Origin of the sequence: Nocardia crassostreae (assembly GCF_001613405.1) — a bacterium.
GTDB lineage: Bacteria > Actinomycetota > Actinomycetes > Mycobacteriales > Mycobacteriaceae > Nocardia > Nocardia crassostreae.
In genome coordinates this window covers 151678-169891 of sequence record NZ_BDCH01000015.1, presented here as the reverse complement: position 1 = coordinate 169891, position 18214 = coordinate 151678, and the positions used below count along the sequence as shown (strand labels likewise).

Here is an 18214-nt window from a genome sequence, read left to right as displayed (position 1 = left end):
GAGTGTCCGGCAACGACTTCGAGAAGAGGATGTTCATGCAGGTCAAGCAGTCGAGCAAGCTGGCGGGAGTGTCGTACGAGATCCGCGGACCGGTGGCCGAGCACACCGCCCGGCTGGAGGCCGAGGGGCATCACGTGGTGAAGCTCAATACCGGCAATCCGCTGACCTTCGGATTCGAGGCGCCAGCGGAAGTCCTGCAGGACATCGTGCGCAACCTGCCCGCCTCGGCCGGATACGTCACCTCCAAGGGCCTGCTGTCCGCGCGCCGCGCCGTGGTGCAGTACTACCAGACCCTGGGCGTGGACGGTGTCGACGTCGAGGATGTCTTCCTGGGCAACGGCGTCTCCGAACTGATCATGATGGCCATGACGGCGCTGTTGGAGAACGGTGACGAAGTACTGGTTCCCGCACCGGATTTCCCGCTGTGGACCGCGGCGACCACCCTCAATGGCGGCCGTGCCGTGCACTATGTGTGTGACGAGGGCTCCGACTGGTTCCCGGATGTGGCCGATATCGAGTCGAAGGTCACCGACCGCACCCGCGCCATCGTGCTCATCAACCCGAACAATCCCACCGGCGCGGTGTATTCGCCCGAGGTGGTGCGCGAGGTTCTCGAAGTGGCGCGCCGCCACAACCTGGTCGTGTTCTCCGACGAGATCTACGACAAGATCCTCTACGACGACCTCGCCCACACCGCGACCGCGGCGCTCGCGCCCGACCTGCTGGTGCTGACCTTCTCCGGACTGTCGAAGTCCTACCGCGCCGCGGGATTCCGTTCCGGCTGGCTGGTCGTCTCCGGGCCGACCCAGCACGCCGAGAACTATCTCGAGGGGCTCACCATGCTCGCGGGTCTGCGGCTGTGCGCGAATGTGCCCGCCCAGCAGGCGATTCAGGCCGCCCTCGGCGGGCATCAGAGCATCTTCGACCTCACCCTGCCCGGCGGGCGGCTGCGCGAACAGCGCGACCGCGCCTTCGAAGCGCTCAATGCACTGCCCGGTATCTCCTGCGTGAAGCCCAAGGGCGCGCTCTACGCGTTCCCGCGCATCGATCTGGACATGTACCCGATCCACAGCGATGAGCAGTTCGTGCTCGATCTGCTGCTCCAGGAGAAGATCCACATCGTCCAGGGCACCGGCTTCAACTGGCCCCGCCCCGACCACTTCCGCATCGTCACCCTCCCGCACGCCGACGATCTGGAAGCCATCATCGAACGCATCGGACGCTTCCTGTCGACCTACCGGCAGTAGGTCAGGGCCGTAATTCCTGGGCCTTGGTCTTGGCACCCTGCACCATGACGTGCCAGGCCTCCGGATCGCCGCGCAGCAGGGCCAGGCCCATATCCTTGATCTGCTCGTAGGTGGCGTGCGGCGGGATCGGCGGGACCTCCGGATCGCAGTGCACGTCGAGCAGGACGGGACCCTCGGCGGCCAGGGCCTGGTTCCAGGCGGGCGCGAGGGCTTCGGGGTCGTCGATCACCAGCGCCGCGAAGCCCGCGCAACGCGCCAGGTCGGCATAGGAGACATCCGGAAGAGTTTGCGACTCTTCGAATTTGGGTGCGCCGCCCATGGCGCGCAGCTCCCAGGTGACCTGGTTCAGGTCGTTGTTGTGGAAGACACACACGATCAGGCGTGGATCCGGCCAGCAGTGCCGGTAGCGGGCGATGGTGAGCAGTTCGGCGAGCCCGTTCATCTGCATCGCTCCGTCGCCGACCAGGGCGACCACCGGCCGGTCCGGATGGGCGAACTTGGCGCCGACGGCGTACGGGACGCCCGGGCCCATGGTCGCCAGGGTGCCCGAAGGCGAGCCGCGCATATCGCCGCGGAAACGCAGGCAGCGGGCGTACCAGTTGGTCGACGAACCCGAATCGGCGGTGACGATGGCATTATCGGGAATGCGCCGGGACAGCTCCCACACCACGCGCATGGGGTTGACCGGTTTCGCGTCCAGCATGGCCTGGTGCTCGACTGCTTCCCACCAGCGGGTGACGTGGCGCTCCACGTCCTCGCGCCACTCCAGATCCCGTTGCGAGCGCAGCAGCGGAATCAGTTCCCGCAGGGTCGCTTTCGCATCGCCGACGAGATTGACCTCGGTCGGGTAGCGGATGCCGATCATGGTGCCATCGAGGTCGATCTGCACGGCGCGGGCCTGGTCCAGATCCGGAAGGAATTGGGTGTAGGGGAAATTGGAGCCGATGATCAGCAGGGTGTCACAGTCGCGCATCAGCTCGTAGCTGGGCCGGCTGCCGAGCAGACCGATGGGTCCGGTGACGAACGGCAGATCGTCGGGCAGCACATCCTTGCCGAGCAGCGCCTTGGCCACCCCGGCGCCGGTGATGTCGGCGACCTGCACGACCTCCTCGCGCGCGCCGCGGGCGCCCTGACCGATGAGTATGGCCACCCGCTTCCCGGCATTGATCACCTCGGCCGCGCGTTCGATCTCGGCGCGCGGCGGGACGGTCGTGGCCGGGAGCGCGCTGGGCGCGCTCGACGGAGCTTGTTTGAACTCGTGCCGGGGCGGCTCGAAGGTCTCCTCCTGTAGATCGGAGGGGATGATCACCGTCGTGGGCGCCCGACGCGTCAGCGCCGTGCGGAAGGCCCGGTCGAGGGCGTTGGGCAACTGGCTGGACACGTTGACCTCGACGAGATAGTCCGAGGCGACATCCTTGAACAGCGCCTGCAGGTCCACCTCCTGCTGATAGCTGCTCCCCATCGCGCTGCTCGCCGTCTGCCCGACAATGGCCACCACCGGCACATGGTCGAGCTTGGCGTCATAGAGACCGTTGAGCAGATGGATCGCGCCCGGACCCGAGGTGGCCAGGCAAACGCCTGCGCGCCCACTGAATTTCGCATACCCGACCGCGGCCAGCGCGGCCGTCTCCTCGTGCCGGGCCTGCACGAACCGCGGCCGATTGTCCGATCGCCCCAGCGCGCCGATCAGACCGTTGATCCCATCGCCGGGATACCCGAAGATCTGCTCGACCCCCCATTCCTGCAACCGCTGCACCACATGATCCGAAACATCCATGGACATTCGCGTCTCCGTTCGCCGCTCGCCAATCCCCTCCCGAGCGGCCTACCCGGTTTCGGAACGATCAACCGCCGCGTAGATGGCCGCCGGACCGGCCTCGAAGAAATCTTTCGAGAAATGTGCGCGGATACGTCGAAGGGATGTGATCGGCTCCGACCAGAGGGTAAAAGCAGCTCACCCACTCGTTAGGAGCAGATCATGTCCACCACCGTCACCACCTACTTCTGGTTCGACGATCAGGCCGAGGAGGCCGCGAATTTCTACACCGCGCTGGTGCCCGATTCGAAGATCACCGACATCACCCGGCTGCCGGACGGGTCGGTCTTCGTCGTATCGCTGGAACTGGCCGGGCATTCGGTGACGCTGCTCAACGGCGGGCCGGGGCACCAGTTCACCGATGCGGCCTCGGTGCAGGTCATCGTCGAGACCCAGGAGGAGGTCGACCGGCTGTGGGCGGCCTTCACCGCGGACGGCGAACCCGGTCCGTGCGGGTGGCTGACCGATAAGTTCGGCGTCAGCTGGCAGATCGTTCCGGCCGGTATGCCCGCCCTCATGAGCGGACGGCCCGAGCAGATCGCGGCGGTCGACGCGGCCTTGCGCACCATGCAGAAGGTCGATCTGACAACGCTGTGGGATGCCTACGAGCGGGCCTGATCGCTCTCGTCGAGCGCATCGATGAGCGTCTCCAAGGACGACAGCAGGTTCTGCCGCTGTCGTCCGTCGAGGCGTTCCATGGCGGCCGCGAAACGCTGGATGCGCGCCGAGGTCAGGCCGGTGACCAGGTCTTTCGCGCTCGGGGTCGCGGAGAGCAGTTGGGCGCGACCGTCTTCCGGGTCGGCGTCGCGGACGATGTAGCCGCCCTTTTCGAGGCTGGTCACCACCCGCGACATGGTCGGGGCGCTGACGCGTTCGATATTCGCCAGATCGCCCAGGCGCATGGGACCCGAGCGGGCCAGGGAGGCCAGGGCCGAGGCCGCGCCCGGGCTGAGCGCACCCAGATCGCCCGAGTGCCGCAACAGGCGCAGCAGGCGGCCGATCGTGTGATACAGCTCGGCGGCCTCGCTGAGCTGGTCGGTGTCGGCGACGCTCACGGTCTGGTCGGCGACGCTCGCGGCCTTCGAGCTCATCGGGTGCACGGCCTCCTGGTCATCGGTCAGATCCCCGCGCGGTCGGCGGCGCGCAGTTCGGCGGTTTCGCCGTGCGCGGGGCCGCTACCGGCGAACCACGAGGCCACCGCGCCGATGAGCATCATAATCGCGGCGCCCAGGAAGACGACCACCAGTCCGGAGTGGAAGGGGCCGGAGATCAAGTGCGGGAAGAACTCCTGCCCGGTCAGGGTTTCGGTGTTCACGCCCGGATGGTCGAGGGTGCCGCTGGGGCCGAGCAGCTCCTCGATCGGGTTGTAACCGAGGAAGGCCGCGAACAAGCTGCCGACCGGAGGCAGCCCCGCCGCCTGTTCGGCGACCGCCGCGGGCACGCCCTCGGTCCGCAGGCCGGAGTTCATGGCCTCGGGCAGCGGGGTGGACAGGCCGACCACCATGAGCGAGAAGAAGATTCCCATGGACAGGGCCATACCGCCATTGAGCAGGGTGGCGCGGATGCCCGAGGCCACACCGCGCTGGGCGGCGGGGACGCTGTTCATCACCTCGGCGGTATTGGGGGAGGTGAACATGCCCGAGCCGAGACCGTTCACCAGCACGATGAGCGCGAAGACCCAGTAGTCGAAGTCGACCGGGATCACCACCAGCAGAACGAAAGTGATCGCCACGATGAGCATGCCCGCCGTGGCGAACGAGCGCGCGCCGTAGCGATCCGACAGCCAGCCCGACGCCGGTCCCGCCGCCAGGAATCCGATCGTCAAGGGCAGCAGATAGATTCCCGCCCACAGCGGCGTGACCTCATAGTCGTAGCCGTGCAGCGGCAGCCAAATGCCCTGCAACCACACGATCAGCATGAATTGCAGCCCGCCGCGTCCGATCGAGGCCATCAATCCCGCGAGATTGCCCAGCCCGAACGCGCGCCGCCGGAACAGCGACAGCTGGAACATCGGCGCCGCCACCCGCGTCTCGATCCAGCAGAACAGGGCGAGCACAGCGAATCCGCCTGCGACGGAACCGATCACCCATGGATTCGTCCACCCCGTATTCGCATCCCCGTACGGCTGAATCCCATAGGTGATCCCCGTGAGCAGCGCGGTGAGCCCCAGCGCGAAGGTGATCGTCCCCGGCCAGTCCAGCTTCCCGGGCGTCCGCGTCCCCACATCGTGCAGCGACCGATACGACCAGACCGCCCCGAGCACCGCGAACGGCACGGTCACCCAGAACACCGCCTTCCAATGCCATTCCGACAGCACCCCGCCGATCACCAGCCCCAGGAACGTACCCGCCACGGCCGCCACCTGATTGATGCCCAGCGCGAACCCGCGCCGTTCGATGGGAAACGCATCGGTGAGGATGGCCGCCGCATTGGCCATCAACATGGACCCGCCGATGCCCTGCACCAGCCGCCACCCGATCAACCACAGCGCCCCGCCGCCCTCGTCGAACGGCACGAACGACAGCGCCACCGCCGACACCGCGAACACCACGAACCCGAGGTTGTAGATCCGCACCCGCCCGTACATGTCCCCGAGCCGCCCGAACAGCACCACCAGCACCGCCGACACCAGCAGGAACCCCATGAGCAGCCACAGCAGATATCCCACGTTCCCGGGCGAGAGCGGATTCAGATGAATCCCCCGGAAGATCGCGGGCAGTGAGATGATCACGATCGACGAGTTGATCGTCACCATGAGCATCCCCAACGTGGTGTTGGACAACGCAATCCACTTGTACCGCGGATGATCATGATCCACCCGCAGTCGGCGGCGAATCGTCTGAACATCCCCGGCATCGAGGTCGGTGGTGACAGTCGAGGCCATGGCGCCTCCCGGAATCGAACAGAAGGAACAGCGCCTCAATATAGTTGCATGTTGCTAACTAACCAACTGGGGGGGTGATCCGAGCGATGAGTTCTGCGCGTCCGGGGCGTCTACACGTCATGAGGAAACTGATCTATACGTTCACCGTGTCCGTCGACGGCTTCATCAACGATCGCCACGGCAGTATCGACTGGACGAATCCGGATGACGAACTGCACCAGTTCCACAACGACAGGTTCCGCGAGATCGACATCTCGCTGCACGGACGTCGGCTCTACGAACTGATGGCCGACTACTGGCCGAAGGTGACGGAGGATGCGCCGCCCATCGAGCGGGAGTTCGCCCGGCTCTGGACGGAGAAGCCCAAGGTCGTGTTCTCCCGGACGCTCACCGAGGTCGGGTGGAACAGCACTCTGGTTCGCAAGAATGCGGTCGAGGAGGTGCGCAGGCTCAAGGAGGCGGGGGACGGCGTGATGGAGGTGGGCGGAGCGGAGCTCGCGAGCTCGCTGCTGCCGCACGGGCTCGTCGACGAGTACTGGCTGTTCAGGTATCCCGTGGTTCTCGGTGGCGGCACGCCGATGTTCCCATTGCTCGACAAGCGAATCCAGCTCCGGCTGGCCGAGAGGAAGCACTTCGACACGGTTGTGCTGGAGCGCTACGTGACCGACTGACTCGGGTTTCGCTGCCTTCCCGTGAATGCGGCGATCGGCACCACCGCTATGGCCAGGACGCCTCCGGCGAGCGCCAGGGCGGGATAGCTGGTGGCGGCGACCATGAGGCCGGAGCCCATACCGCCGGTGGCTCCGGCAATGGCGATGGAGACATCCACCGCGCCTTGGGTTTTGGCGCGGGTGGCGAGGGGGACGGTGTCGGTGATGATGGCGGTTCCAGCGACCAGGCCGAGGTTCCAGCCCAGACCGAGCAGGGCCAAGGCCAGGGAGAGGAGGGCGACCGAATCGTCGGGTGCGGTGGCGGCGAGGATTCCGGCGGCGAGCAGGGTAATGCCGGAGGTGGAGGCCACGGGGAGGCGGCCGTAGCGGTCGGCCAGCCATCCGGTCAGCGGGGAGGGTAGATACATGGCGGCGACGTGGATGGCGATCACCAGGCCGGTGGCCGCGGTGCCGTGGCCGTGGGCGTGCATGTGGATCGGGGTCATGGTCATGATCGCGGCCATGACCAACTGGGTCACAGCCATGACCGAACCGCCCACCAGGACGCCCTTTTCGGAGCCGTTCGACGGCGCGGGCGTCGTCTCGGTGGAGTCGGGTGCCGTGGCGGTATCGCCCAGCCGACGGGCCAGGAGCAGCGGGTCCGGGCGCAGCCACACCGCCAGCACGAGCGCCGCCATCGCATAGGCGACCGCGGCGAGCATGAACGGTCCGGCCAGGTGCGGAATCCCGACGGCCTCGGCGAGCGCGCCGGTCGGGGCCGCCAGGTTCGGGACGACGACGCCACCGAGCGTGGTGGCGACCATGACCGTCGAGACGGCACGCCCACGGTGCGAGGCGGTGGCGAGATCGGCTCCGGCGTAACGGGCTTGGAGGTTGGTCGCGGTGCCTGCGCCGTAGACGAACAGGGACAGGAACAACAGGATCGGATTGTCGAGCACGGCGGCGACCAGCACGCCGATGCTGCCGATCGCGCCGGTGAGATACCCGGCGGCCAGCCCCGGGCGGCGGCCCCGCGACTGCGAGATCCGGCGGTGAACAGCGCGCTCGGCAGTCCGGCCAGCCCCGTGGAGCCGAGCATGTCCTGCGCCAGCAGTGCGCCGACGGTAATGCCCGCCGCCAGCCCCGCGCCGCTGAGAATCTGTGCGGAGACAAGAACTCGCAGGATCCGGCGCTGCGCGTCGGCGGTATCGGGTCCGGTCTCGGAGGCGATGCTGTTTGCGGTGCGGGACACAGGGATTCTTTCGCTGAAACGGCCAACTCTGTGAGGCGAACACGACCCTCATGTTCTACGCTATTCCAAAGAACTTTGGAACAAGCTATTCCAAGACCCATCGGAGAAGCAAGCGTGCATCAGCCGCCGGCCGCAAGGCTGCCCTCTTCGACGAGATCGCCCGCGTCGGCAAGGCTTTGGGCAATGGCCGCTGCCTCCAGATCCTCGACCTCCTGGCCCAGGGCGAACGCACCGTCGAATCCATCGCCACCGCCACCGGAACGAACCTGACCACCGCCTCCGCCAACCTGCAAACCCTCAAATCCAGCGGCCTGGTCGAATCCCGCCGCGACCGCACCCGCCAGTACTACCGCCTCGCAGGCCCCGACGTAGCCCACCTCGCCGACCTCCCCACCACCCACGACATAGTCGCCTACTGCCGCGGCGCCTTCTGCGTCCTGGCCCCCGACGCCATCCGCATCGCCGAAGAGGCGGGCCGCGAGCTCAAACGCCTGGACGAGGGAATGCTCGAGTGGTCCCTGGCCGGTCTCCCTGTCGAAAGCTCCGCTTCCAGCGGCGGCTGACGCGGTCAGTACGAGGTGACGATGTGGCCCGGCGTCCACGTGCCCGAGCGCCGTACCTCTTCGATGGTGAGCTGCGCCGGTCGGGCGTTCGGGTCGAGCGGGATGAACTGCTCGATCGAGCCCCAGTCGCGGTCCCAGTCGTTGTTCAGGTAGGCGGGCAGGGTGCGGGCGGTGAACAGGAGCTGGGTCCAGCCGAGCGGGCCGCCGCCATCGTGGCCTTGCCAGAGGTTGGTGATGGTGGCGTTGTCGCGGTCGGGGAGGATCCGGTAGCGCGGGAGTTCGGCTACGCCCGCGCGGGTGGCGAGGGGATTCTGGCACGGGAAATGCAGTGCCACAGTCCAGTCGAGGAGTACGGGGGTGCGCGAGCCGACCACGGTGTTGAGGGATTTCGTGTGCGGGACCCGCGGCGGCGTCACGGCGAGCCACTGGTCCTTGCCGAGGTCCTTGTCCTCGGCGACGAGTCGCACGACATCGGCGTCCGGCGGGAGCTGATCGAGTGGGACGCGCAGGTTGCGCCAGCTGGGGGAGGGGCCGATATCGATGGGGAGAACGCTGCCCGTCGCCGTCACGGTTCCGTCGGATCGGGTTGTGCCGTATTCGAGTTCGAGGTGCTGGCCGGGATGCGCGATGCCGTCGGAGTCGATGGAGCGGATCCGGCCCGCGACGGCGATCGCAATGATCTGCCCGCGGCTGCCGCCGACCAGTTCCGGCAGCCGGTACCAGCCGGTGGTCAGGGCGGCCGGTGTCTGATCGCCCTCGCGGTAGCTGCCGAGTACGGGTGTGGTCGCCGGATCGAGGCCGAACGGCAGCGCGACCTTGCCGGACCCCGATCCCGCGGACTCGGTGGCGTCGCGGAGTTCGTCCCGGTCGTCGGAGACGGAATTCGCGCGGCCGGTGGTGGATTCGATCTCGTCGGAGGTGAGGACGGGCGCGACGCCGTTCGAGCCGAACCCGAAGGATTCGGTACCGGCGAGCGCTGTACCGGCGGTACCGGTGAGCGGCGGCAGCATCGAGGCGTTGGGGTCGGTCTCGACGAGGACGTCATCGGCCAAACCGCAGCCGCCGCCCCACACGCTGGACAGGTTCGATTCGGCGATCGAGTACGAGGGGTATTGCGTGACTGCGGCTTTGACGAACGATACGACCAGGAACAGCACCATGAGGGCCGCGGTGACCGTCAGCACGGGAATGCGTGCCAGCCGCCCGAATATCGAATCGTCGCGCAGCCGGTAGTGCGGGCGGATATGGAACCACGCCGCAATGCCGAGGGCCAGGACGGACAGACCCGCCGCCACGGTCGACAACCCCGTGCCCGCAATGGTGGGCGGCTTGTCCCACCAGGAGATGCCCCAGGCGGATACGTACCAATATCCGTTGGCCCCGACGCAAGTCAGCGCCAATGCGAAGAACAGCCCGGCGGCGAACAGGGCCCGGTTGCGAACCGGCCGCATGACCCGGGACCCCACCGCCACGGCGGTCAAGGCCGCGACACAGGTGGCCAGCCCGGCGAACACTCCGAACTGATGAGTCCACTTCGTCGGTGAGAACATCATCAATGCCATGGCGGCGACGGTGATACCGACAATGCGGCGCGATGGCCCGGCGGCCGTTCCGGGGATATGCCCGCCGCGGCGCAGCATGGTGACCACGCAGACGGCCAGGCCCAGCAACATGACGAACATGCCGAACCGGCGCGTGAGCCAGCCATCGGAATTGATCTGCAGCAGATACTGATAGCGCAGGAACTCGAAGAACCAGGATTCGCCGGGCGGGATCTGCCCGTGGACATACATGATTTCCCGCACCGACGCGAGCGTCCGATCCGCGAAGACAACCGTCAGGACCACCGTTCCGGCGGCGAGCAGCGGAAGCAATTGCGGCAGATATCCGTCCGTTCGAGCGCGCCGCACGATCATGGCGGTCAGGCTGCGCGCTCCGGCCAGCAGCGCGCCGAGGCAGATCAGGCCCGACGGCGCGGCGATCAGCGTCAGCGCGGCAATGATGACGGCCGCGGCGGCGGGCAGCAAGCGCCTGGTCGCGATGGCGCGCTCGACCGAAACCCAGGTGAGCACAACGCCCATCGCGACGAATGGCTCGGCGCGCAGCCCATTGTTGTACGGCAGACAGAAGGCCAGGAAGATCAGCGCCGCCGTCCATGCGGCCACCGCGTCGTTGCGGACCACGACACCCAATCGGGGAATGATCTCACGACTGACTACCCACCACGTGATGACGGCCGCGGCCAAGGTCGGCAACCGCACCCAGGCGCTCGCGGCGGACACCTGCGTCATCCACGCGATCACGTCGGTGTACGGCGTGTAGAAGGGGCCCTCGTCGACGCTGAACCAGCGGTAGTAGTTCGACATGAAGCCCGAACTTCGTGACCCGCGGGCCATTCCGATGATGTAGCCGTCATCGGAGGTATTGGCCCCGATGACATGCCACACCGCGAGAACGGCGAACACCGTCACATCGGTCGGACGCAGCCGCCACCACCCCGCGGGCAGGAACCGTCGCGCCGTCCGGCCGTCGCGCCGGTCGAGCCGATGCAATGCCGCCAACGAGAGCGCGGTGGCGACCAGACAGAGCGCGATCGCCATCGATTTCAGCGCGGTGGGTGAGGTTGAGAACCGGGAATCGACATCGATGTCCACCCGCAGACTCGCCGGTGCGACACCGGCTCCATCACTGAAGATTCCGACCACCTGGGGACGCACATCCGCGCCGACCGTACTGGTGGAACCGCTGAGCCCGATGGTCGAAACCGTCGCGGCGGTCGATGAGATATCAACGGCGAGTGCACAATCCCGCCCGCGGATCGACTCCAGTGCTGCCGACCACAGCAAGGTGTTGCGCGAGACCACATCGACCCGCCCTGCCTTGTCGGCGGCGTCGGGCACGACCTTGACGGCGAACCCGTAGCGCTCCATCTCGGCCGACTGCCGTGGAATGGTGGAAAAAGCGATTCCGCCCGCACCGGCGAGCTCATCGAGCACCGTGCAGGGCACCTGCGCCGACAACCGCGTCGGCGCATACGTGATCAGCGGCGCCTCAACACTATTCAGCGTTCCATCCTGCGGCCACGCGATCGCCGCGGCCTCTTGTCGCACCGCCAGGAACGGAATAGCCACCGCCAGCACCGCACCCAGCAGCCCGCTGAGTACAGCGATCAGCCGCACCCGATCTCGTCTGTTCCCAGGCCCGATCTCACCCTCGACGGAACGCCGCCCCGCCCACACCACCGTGTCAGCCACGGAGCCCGATCGTAGCCGAATAGTTAGCTCAGGCAATGTGCCTGCGAAACCCTCACTGCCACAATCAGTCCCAACCTGGACCTCGAGGTTGTGCTAGGACGGTGCCGAAGCGTCCGCGTAGGGGAGCCAGGTGTTGCCTGGGGCATGAAAAGGTTCTCGGCAGTATCGATCGGCTGGAATCGCCGCGCTGAGGGTCAGTGTAAGCGAGCGTGGCGGAAGCCCGATCCGGTCAACCCCAGCGCCGCCCCGCACAGCCCGATCACCGCGACCCACACCGCCGGGCGCACCCCGATTCGATCGGCGAGCACCCCGCCCGCCAGGGCGCCGATCACCAGCGCGCCGCGGTTCATGGATCGGATGGTGGCGCTCATCCGGCCGAGCAGCCGATCGGGTGTGACCAGCTGGCGATAGGCCATCTCCAACGGGCTGTCGGTCGCCACGGACAACCAGAACACGAACTGCGCCGCACACAGGAGCACGAATCCGCCGATTCCATTGCGCGCCAATGGCAGCAGCGCATATCCGGCCGGTGCGAGCCAGAGGCACCCGATGACCACGGGGCCGACCTCGAACCGCCGCCCGAGGGGCACCGAGACGAACGACCCGGCGACGGCGCCGAGGCCGCCCACGGCGAGGGTCGATCCGTAGGCGGCGGCGTCGAATCCGAGTTCGCGCACGACGAGGAACGGATAGATCGTGGAGACCATCGAGGTGCAGAAGAACCATGCGTGCGACGACAGGGCCAGCGGCCCGAGCGCGGGGTGCCGGTAGACCCAGCGCACGCCCTCCATGAGCTCGATGCGCAGGTTGCGTCCGGCGGGATCCGGTGGTGGCGTCCGCTCCGTGACACGCAATCGCGCCAGGATGACGCCGGATACGAGATAGGACGACGCGTCGACCAGGATGGCCGTCGGCGGACACAGCAGCTTGATCAGGACACCGGCCACGGCCTGGCCACCGACCTGCGCCACGGCCGCGGACTGTTCGAGGCGCGCATTGGCCTGGGTGAGCAGGCGTGCCGGAACGAGATTCGGGAGGAACGACTGATAGGCGGCGTCGTAGAGGACCGAGATGGTCCCGTAGCCGAGCATCAGCGCGATGAGTAGGGGCATGCCCAGGATGTCGAACGCGGCGGCCAACGGAATCAATGCGAGCAGGACGGCACGCGCCAAGTCGGCGGTCACCAGAATCGGTTGGCGGCGAAGGCGATCCGCGAGTACCCCGGCGATCAATCCGAACAGCAGATAGGGCGCCCACTGTGCGGCACGCAGCGCTCCGAGTTCGACGGTGGTGGCGCTCAAGAGGAGAACCGCCAGCAGTTGCAGGGCCTGCGTGGTGACATAGGTGCCGAACAGCGACACCGTGTCGGCGGTCCAGAACCAGGCGAAATTCCGATTCCCGAGCAGCGGATACCGGGTGGGCCGGTCTACCGATGCCGCCACGCGATACTCCGGTCAGGCCGCGCGGAAGGCTTTGTCGCCGACATGGGCCGGGTCGGTGATGTGGGAGAGGAACAGGCGGGCGGCCGGTGCGGGAGTGCGGGTGGTGACGGCGTGCCAGGGGCGATTGAGGGGAGTGCCTTCGAGGGTGAGGACTTCGAGGTGGTTGTCGGCGAGGTCGGTTTCGATGGCGTCGGAGTGGATGAGGGTGATGCCCAAGCCCTCGCGGGCGGCGGCCAGGGCGGCGCCGTGGGTGCCGAGAGTCAGTGTGGGCGGGCGGATTTGGAGGCGGTCAAAGAGGGACAGGGTGGTGTCGCGGGTGCCGGAGCCCTTGCCGCGCAGGAGCCAGGTGGCCTCGGTGGGGTCGGGCCAGTGGCCGGGGCGCCGACGACGACGAGCTGGCTGGGGCGGCGAGCCCGGGTGACCAGGCCCGCGTCGCGGGGTGGGCGGCCCGCGATGACGAGATCCGTTTCGTGGTGCGTCAATTCGACGAAGAGGACGTCGCGGGGCTGGATGGACAGGCCCAGTTCGATATCGGGATAGCGATTGCGGAAGGAGGCGAGCAGGCGGAGCAGGACGAATTCGCCCGCGGTGGCCACGACGCCGATACGCAACCGACCGGTTTCGGCCGCGCGCACGGCGGCGTGCGCCTCCTTCATGAGCCCGAGTATGCTGCGGCAGTAGTCGGCATAGACACGACCGGCTTCGGTGAGGGCGATGCCGCGACCGGATTTGGCAATGAGTTTGGCGCCCAGTTGTTTTTCGATGTGCGCCACGGCCGCGGAGGCGGCCGCCTCGGTGATGTGGAGTTGAGCGGCGGCGCGGCGGATGCTGCTGTGGCGGGCGACGGCCAGGAAAGTTTCCATGCGGACCGCACTCACGCTACCCATCCAATGACGGTAGCAAACCCGACTAAATGGTTGAGCGAGTCCAGGAACAATCGAATTGTTTGTCGTTAACGCGCCCGTTATCCTGGGAATCGCAAGTGGCCCAACCGGTTCGCAGGAGGAATGATGGCCGATCAGAACGGTGGACGCGGTCGCTGGGATCCGGGCGTGCAGTCGTATGCGTCGATGGGATACTACGCCCCGGACTATCAGTCGAAGGACACCGATGTGCTGGCTGTTTTCCGCGTGACCCCGCAACAGGGCGTGGATCCGGTGGAAGCCTCGGCCGCGGTGGCGGGCGAATCCTCCACGGCCACCTGGACGGTGGTGTGGACCGACCGGTTGACCGCCCACGACCTCTACCAGGGCAAGTGCTATCGCGTGGACGAGGTCCCGGGACGGCCGGGGGAGTACTTCGCCTATGTGGCCTACGATCTCGATCTCTTCGAAGAGGGCTCCATCACCAATCTGACCTCCTCGGTCATCGGCAATGTATTCGGGTTCAAACCATTGAAGGCATTGCGGCTGGAGGATATGCGGATTCCGGTGGCGTATGTCAAGACCTTTCAGGGTCCGGCCCACGGAATCGTTATGGAAAGGGAATATCTCAACAAATACGGTCGGCCGTTCCTGGGCGCCACGGTGAAACCGAAACTGGGGTTGTCGGCCCGCAACTACGGGCGCGTGGTCTACGAAGCCTGTAAGGGTGGACTGGATTTCACCAAGGACGACGAGAACATCAACTCCCAGCCGTTCATGCGCTGGCGTGATCGATACCTGTTCGCCATGGAGGGCGTCAACCGCGCTATCGCCGATACCGGAGAACTGAAGGGCTATTATCTCAATGTCACGGCCGCCGACATGGAGGACATGTACGAGCGCGCCGAGTTCGCCAAATCGCTGGGCAGCGTGATCATCATGATGGACCTGACGGTGGGCTACACCGCCATGCAGTCCATGGCGAAGTGGGCCCGGCGCAACGGCATGCTGCTGCACCTGCACCGCGCGGGACATTCCACCTATACCCGGCAGAAGACGCACGGCGTGAGCTTCCGGGTGCTGGCCAAATGGTGCCGGTTGATCGGCGTGGATCACGTGCACGCCGGTACCGTCATCGGCAAGCTCGAGGGTGGCCCGTACACGGTGAAGGGCTTCTACGACACGTTGCGCGACAACCACATTCCCATGAACCCGCGCAATGGCATCTTCTTCGACCAGGACTGGGCGAGCCTGCCGGGCGTGCTGCCGGTCGCTTCCGGCGGCATCCACGCCGGGCAGATGCATCAACTGCTGGACCTGTTCGCCGACGACGTCTGCCTGCAGTTCGGCGGCGGCACCATCGGCCATCCCATGGGCATCGCCGCGGGCGCGGAAGCCAATCGCGTCGCTCTCGAAGCAGTCGTGAAGGCCCGCAACGAAGGCCGCGATCTGCTCAAGGAAGGCCCGGACGTGCTGCGCCGCGCAGCCGAGCTCTGCCGCCCGCTCGAGGTCGCCCTGAAGGTGTGGGGTGATGTCACCTTCGAGTACACCTCCACCGACGCCCCCGACGCCGTGCCCACCGTCACGCGCTGAGCGCACCGAAATACCAGGAGTACCAATGCATCTGCGCCAGGGCACCTTCTCGCACCTGCCGGAACTCACCGACGCCGATATCGCCGCGCAGGTCCGCTACGCGCTACTGAACAACTGGCCGGTCTCCATCGAGTACACCGACGACCCGCACCCGCGCAATGTCTACTGGGAGATGTGGGGCCTGCCCCTATTCGATCTGGACGAGCCTGACGGCGTGCTCGCCGAGATCGACGCCTGCCGGGCGACGTTCCCGCGCCACTACATTCGCGTCAATGCCTACGACGCCTCCTACGGGCGGCAGTCCACGGCGCTGAGCTTCATCGTGCAGCGCCCGCCCGCCGAACCCGGCTTCCGGATCGACCGCACCGAGTCCGACGACCGGCGGCAGCGCTACGGCTTCCACTCCTACGCACTGGATGACCGTTCAGGTCACCGATACGGCGGCTGAATGGCGTCGAATGTGAGAGGTTTATTGTGAGCACGGAATTCCCCGCGATGCCGGGTGCCCGGGCGCCTGCAACCGGACACTCCGCGAACGGGTTCCATATGCATCGGCCCGGGGCCACGAACCCCGCGCCGGCGCGCGGTACGGCCGCCGACGGTCCCCGACCGGAGGACGCGGCGGCCGACCACCAGGCTCCACTCGCCGAAGACGCGCTGCTCGAGCTGTCCACGGATATCGCCGGTAAGGACGTCGAGGACACGCTCACCCGCCTCGATGCCGAACTGGTCGGTCTGGCCAATGTCAAACGCCGCGTACGGGAAATCGCCGCCCTGCTGCTCATCGACCGCGCCCGTCAGCGCTTCGGCCTGCAAGCCACCCGCCCGACCATGCACATGAGCTTCACCGGCGGCCCGGGCACCGGCAAGACCACCGTCGCCCTGCGCATGGCCGAAATGCTGCACGCCCTCGGCTATATCCGTAAACCCAAGGTGCACACCGTCACCCGCGACGATCTGGTCGGCCAGTTCATCGGCCACACCGCGCCCAAGACCAAGGAAGCCCTCGCCAAAGCCGCCGGGGGCGTCCTGTTCATCGACGAGGCCTACTACCTGTTCCGCCCCGAGAACGAGCGCGACTACGGCCAGGAGGTCATCGAAATCCTGCTCCCGGAAATGGAGAACGACCGCACCAGCCTGGTGGTCATCTTCGCGGGCTATCCCGATCTGATGGAGACCTTCTTCTCCGCCAATCCGGGCCTGTCCTCCCGCGTCGCCCACCATATCGAGTTCCCGGACTACACCCACGCCGAACTCATGGCCATAGCCGAACTCATGGTGCGCCAGGAGAACTTCCGCTTCGACGACGAGGCCGCGCGCGCCTTCTGGGAGTATCTGACGCTGCGCATGACCCGCCCGCGCTTCGCCAATGCCCGCAGTGTGCGCAATGCCCTGGACCGCTGCCGATTGCGCCAGGCCAAACGCCTCGTCGAACTGCACCGCCGGGTGAGCCGGACCGATCTGATCACCCTCACCGACGGCGACGTGTACGGCAGCAGTGTGTTCGCGGATGCCCCGATCGAAGGGGCCTCACCATGAGGAAATGAGAGGGCATATGCCCGAAGGACTGAAGACCCTAACCCGCTACACCATCGAGTCCGAGCATCGCCATCCCGGATCCTCGGGCGAGTTCTCCGCGCTGCTCAACGTGCTCGCCACCGCCACCAAAATCATTGCCAATCAGGTGACCCGGGGCGCCATCGTGGGCTCGCTGGGCGCGGCCGAGGCGGACAATCTGCCGGTCACCGTGCACCGCAAGATGGATGCCATCGCGCACGACATCATGGTGGCCGAAAGCCAGTGGACGGGGCTGCTTTCCGCGCTGGTGTCGGAACAGATGAGCGGATTCCACGCGGTGCCCGCCGAATACCGGCGCGGGAAGTACCTGCTCGCCTTCGATCCGCTGGACGGCTCGAGCAATATCGACGTGAATCTGCCTGTCGGAACGATATTCAGCGTGCTGCGCGCCCCCGAGGACGGGCGCGAATCCTCGGCCGCGGATTTCCTGCAGCCGGGCGTGCAGCAGGTGTGCGCCGGATTCACCCTCTACGGTCCCGCGACCATGCTCGTCATCACCGTGGGCAATGGCGTCGACGGATTCACCCTCGATCGCGAGGTCGGCGCGTTCGTGCTCACCCATCCCCGCATGCGCATTCCGGAGAACACCTCGGGATTCGCCATCAATGCCGCCAACGAGCGCTTCTGGGAACGCTCGGTGCGCCGCTACGTCCACGAATGCCTCGAAGGCGTGGACGGCCCCTGGGAACGGGATTTCAATATGCGCTGGGTCGCCTCCCTGGTGGCCGACACCTTCCACATCCTCACCCGCGGCGGCATGTACCTCTACCCGCGTGACACCCGGCATCCGGGCCGCCCCGGCCGGGTATCGCTGCTGTACGGCGCGAATCCCATCGCCTTCATCGTCGAACAGGCGGGCGGCGCGGCCACCACGGGTCACGCGCGCGTGCTGGAGGCGCATCCGGAGGAACTGCACCAGAAGGTGCCGTTCATCTTCGGCTCCCGCAACGAGGTCGAGCGCATCGTGCGCTATCACGCCGAACCCGACGAAGGCCCGAGTTTCGATGCCTCGCTGTTCGGCTCGCGATCGCTGTTCCGCTCGGCGGGGCGCTGATTCGCGGCGCGTATTCCG

14 protein-coding genes and 1 pseudogene are annotated in these 18214 nt (G+C 66.8%); 8 read left to right on the top strand and 7 right to left on the bottom strand.

Annotation, left to right across the window (positions count from 1 at the left end; all coding sequences use genetic code 11):
* The first annotated feature begins 35 nt into the window (after nt 1–35).
* Nucleotides 36–1247, top strand: coding sequence for a pyridoxal phosphate-dependent aminotransferase (locus tag NC4_RS15995; RefSeq protein WP_067538755.1), 1212 nt, complete (start codon nt 36–38; stop codon nt 1245–1247).
* Nucleotide 1248: 1 nt separating this feature from the next.
* Here the strand turns inward: NC4_RS15995 and NC4_RS15990 are convergent, their stop codons facing one another.
* On the bottom strand, nt 1249–3030 hold the full coding sequence (locus NC4_RS15990) for a thiamine pyrophosphate-requiring protein (RefSeq protein WP_067538544.1): 1782 nt from the start codon (nt 3028–3030) through the stop codon (nt 1249–1251).
* 195 nt (nt 3031–3225) lie between these two features.
* Between NC4_RS15990 and NC4_RS15985 the strand changes: the two genes are divergently transcribed.
* Nucleotides 3226–3681 (top strand): VOC family protein, encoded by a 456-nt coding sequence (locus tag NC4_RS15985; RefSeq protein WP_067538541.1) that lies wholly within the window; start codon nt 3226–3228, stop codon nt 3679–3681.
* On the opposite strand, the gene NC4_RS15980 is transcribed toward NC4_RS15985, so the two are convergent.
* Nucleotides 3666–4154, bottom strand: a complete 489-nt coding sequence (locus NC4_RS15980) for a MarR family winged helix-turn-helix transcriptional regulator (RefSeq protein ID WP_067538538.1) — start codon at nt 4152–4154, stop codon at nt 3666–3668. The genes NC4_RS15985 and NC4_RS15980 overlap by 16 nt on opposite strands.
* Before the next feature lie 26 nt (nt 4155–4180).
* A complete protein-coding gene (locus tag NC4_RS15975; protein ID WP_067538535.1) occupies nt 4181–5947 on the bottom strand; it encodes an MFS transporter in 1767 nt (588 codons plus the stop codon).
* A 119-nt stretch (nt 5948–6066) separates the two neighbouring features.
* Here NC4_RS15975 and NC4_RS15970 point away from each other — a divergent pair, with 119 nt between their 5' ends.
* Nucleotides 6067–6618: a dihydrofolate reductase family protein gene (locus NC4_RS15970; RefSeq protein ID WP_067538533.1), complete on the top strand. Its 552-nt coding sequence runs from the start codon at nt 6067–6069 to the stop codon at nt 6616–6618.
* Here NC4_RS15970 and NC4_RS15965 read toward each other — a convergent pair.
* A complete protein-coding gene (locus NC4_RS15965; protein WP_369690755.1) occupies nt 6603–7901 on the bottom strand; it encodes an MFS transporter in 1299 nt (432 codons plus the stop codon). The two genes, NC4_RS15970 and NC4_RS15965, sit on opposite strands and share 16 nt — an antisense overlap.
* Between NC4_RS15965 and NC4_RS15960 the strand changes: the two genes are divergently transcribed.
* The gene (locus NC4_RS15960; protein ID WP_084529185.1) at nt 7900–8412 is read left to right on the top strand and encodes an ArsR/SmtB family transcription factor; all 513 of its coding nucleotides are present in this window, start codon (nt 7900–7902) and stop codon (nt 8410–8412) included. The two genes, NC4_RS15965 and NC4_RS15960, sit on opposite strands and share 2 nt — an antisense overlap.
* Before the next feature lie 5 nt (nt 8413–8417).
* On the opposite strand, the gene NC4_RS15955 is transcribed toward NC4_RS15960, so the two are convergent.
* From NC4_RS15955 to NC4_RS15945, 3 genes and pseudogenes are all read right to left on the bottom strand, one after another.
* Nucleotides 8418–11666 (bottom strand): arabinosyltransferase domain-containing protein, encoded by a 3249-nt coding sequence (locus NC4_RS15955; RefSeq protein ID WP_245721713.1) that lies wholly within the window; start codon nt 11664–11666, stop codon nt 8418–8420.
* A gap of 194 nt (nt 11667–11860) precedes the next feature.
* Nucleotides 11861–13108: an MFS transporter gene (locus NC4_RS15950; protein WP_218021168.1), complete on the bottom strand. Its 1248-nt coding sequence runs from the start codon at nt 13106–13108 to the stop codon at nt 11861–11863.
* A gap of 12 nt (nt 13109–13120) precedes the next feature.
* Nucleotides 13121–13971: pseudogene (locus NC4_RS15945) on the bottom strand (LysR family transcriptional regulator).
* Nucleotides 13972–14115: 144 nt separating this feature from the next.
* Between NC4_RS15945 and NC4_RS15940 the strand changes: the two are divergent.
* The 4 genes from NC4_RS15940 (at nt 14116) to NC4_RS15925 (ending at nt 18196) form a co-directional block, all read left to right on the top strand.
* Nucleotides 14116–15564 (top strand): form I ribulose bisphosphate carboxylase large subunit, encoded by a 1449-nt coding sequence (locus NC4_RS15940; RefSeq protein WP_245721712.1) that lies wholly within the window; start codon nt 14116–14118, stop codon nt 15562–15564.
* Between the two features lie 25 nt (nt 15565–15589).
* On the top strand, nt 15590–16012 hold the full coding sequence (locus tag NC4_RS15935) for a ribulose bisphosphate carboxylase small subunit (protein ID WP_067538527.1): 423 nt from the start codon (nt 15590–15592) through the stop codon (nt 16010–16012).
* A gap of 98 nt (nt 16013–16110) precedes the next feature.
* A complete protein-coding gene (locus NC4_RS15930) occupies nt 16111–17103 on the top strand; it encodes an AAA family ATPase (RefSeq protein WP_157554780.1) in 993 nt (330 codons plus the stop codon).
* Nucleotides 17104–17119: 16 nt separating this feature from the next.
* The gene (locus tag NC4_RS15925; RefSeq protein WP_067538524.1) at nt 17120–18196 is read left to right on the top strand and encodes a class 1 fructose-bisphosphatase; all 1077 of its coding nucleotides are present in this window, start codon (nt 17120–17122) and stop codon (nt 18194–18196) included.
* Nucleotides 18197–18214 lie beyond the last annotated feature (18 nt).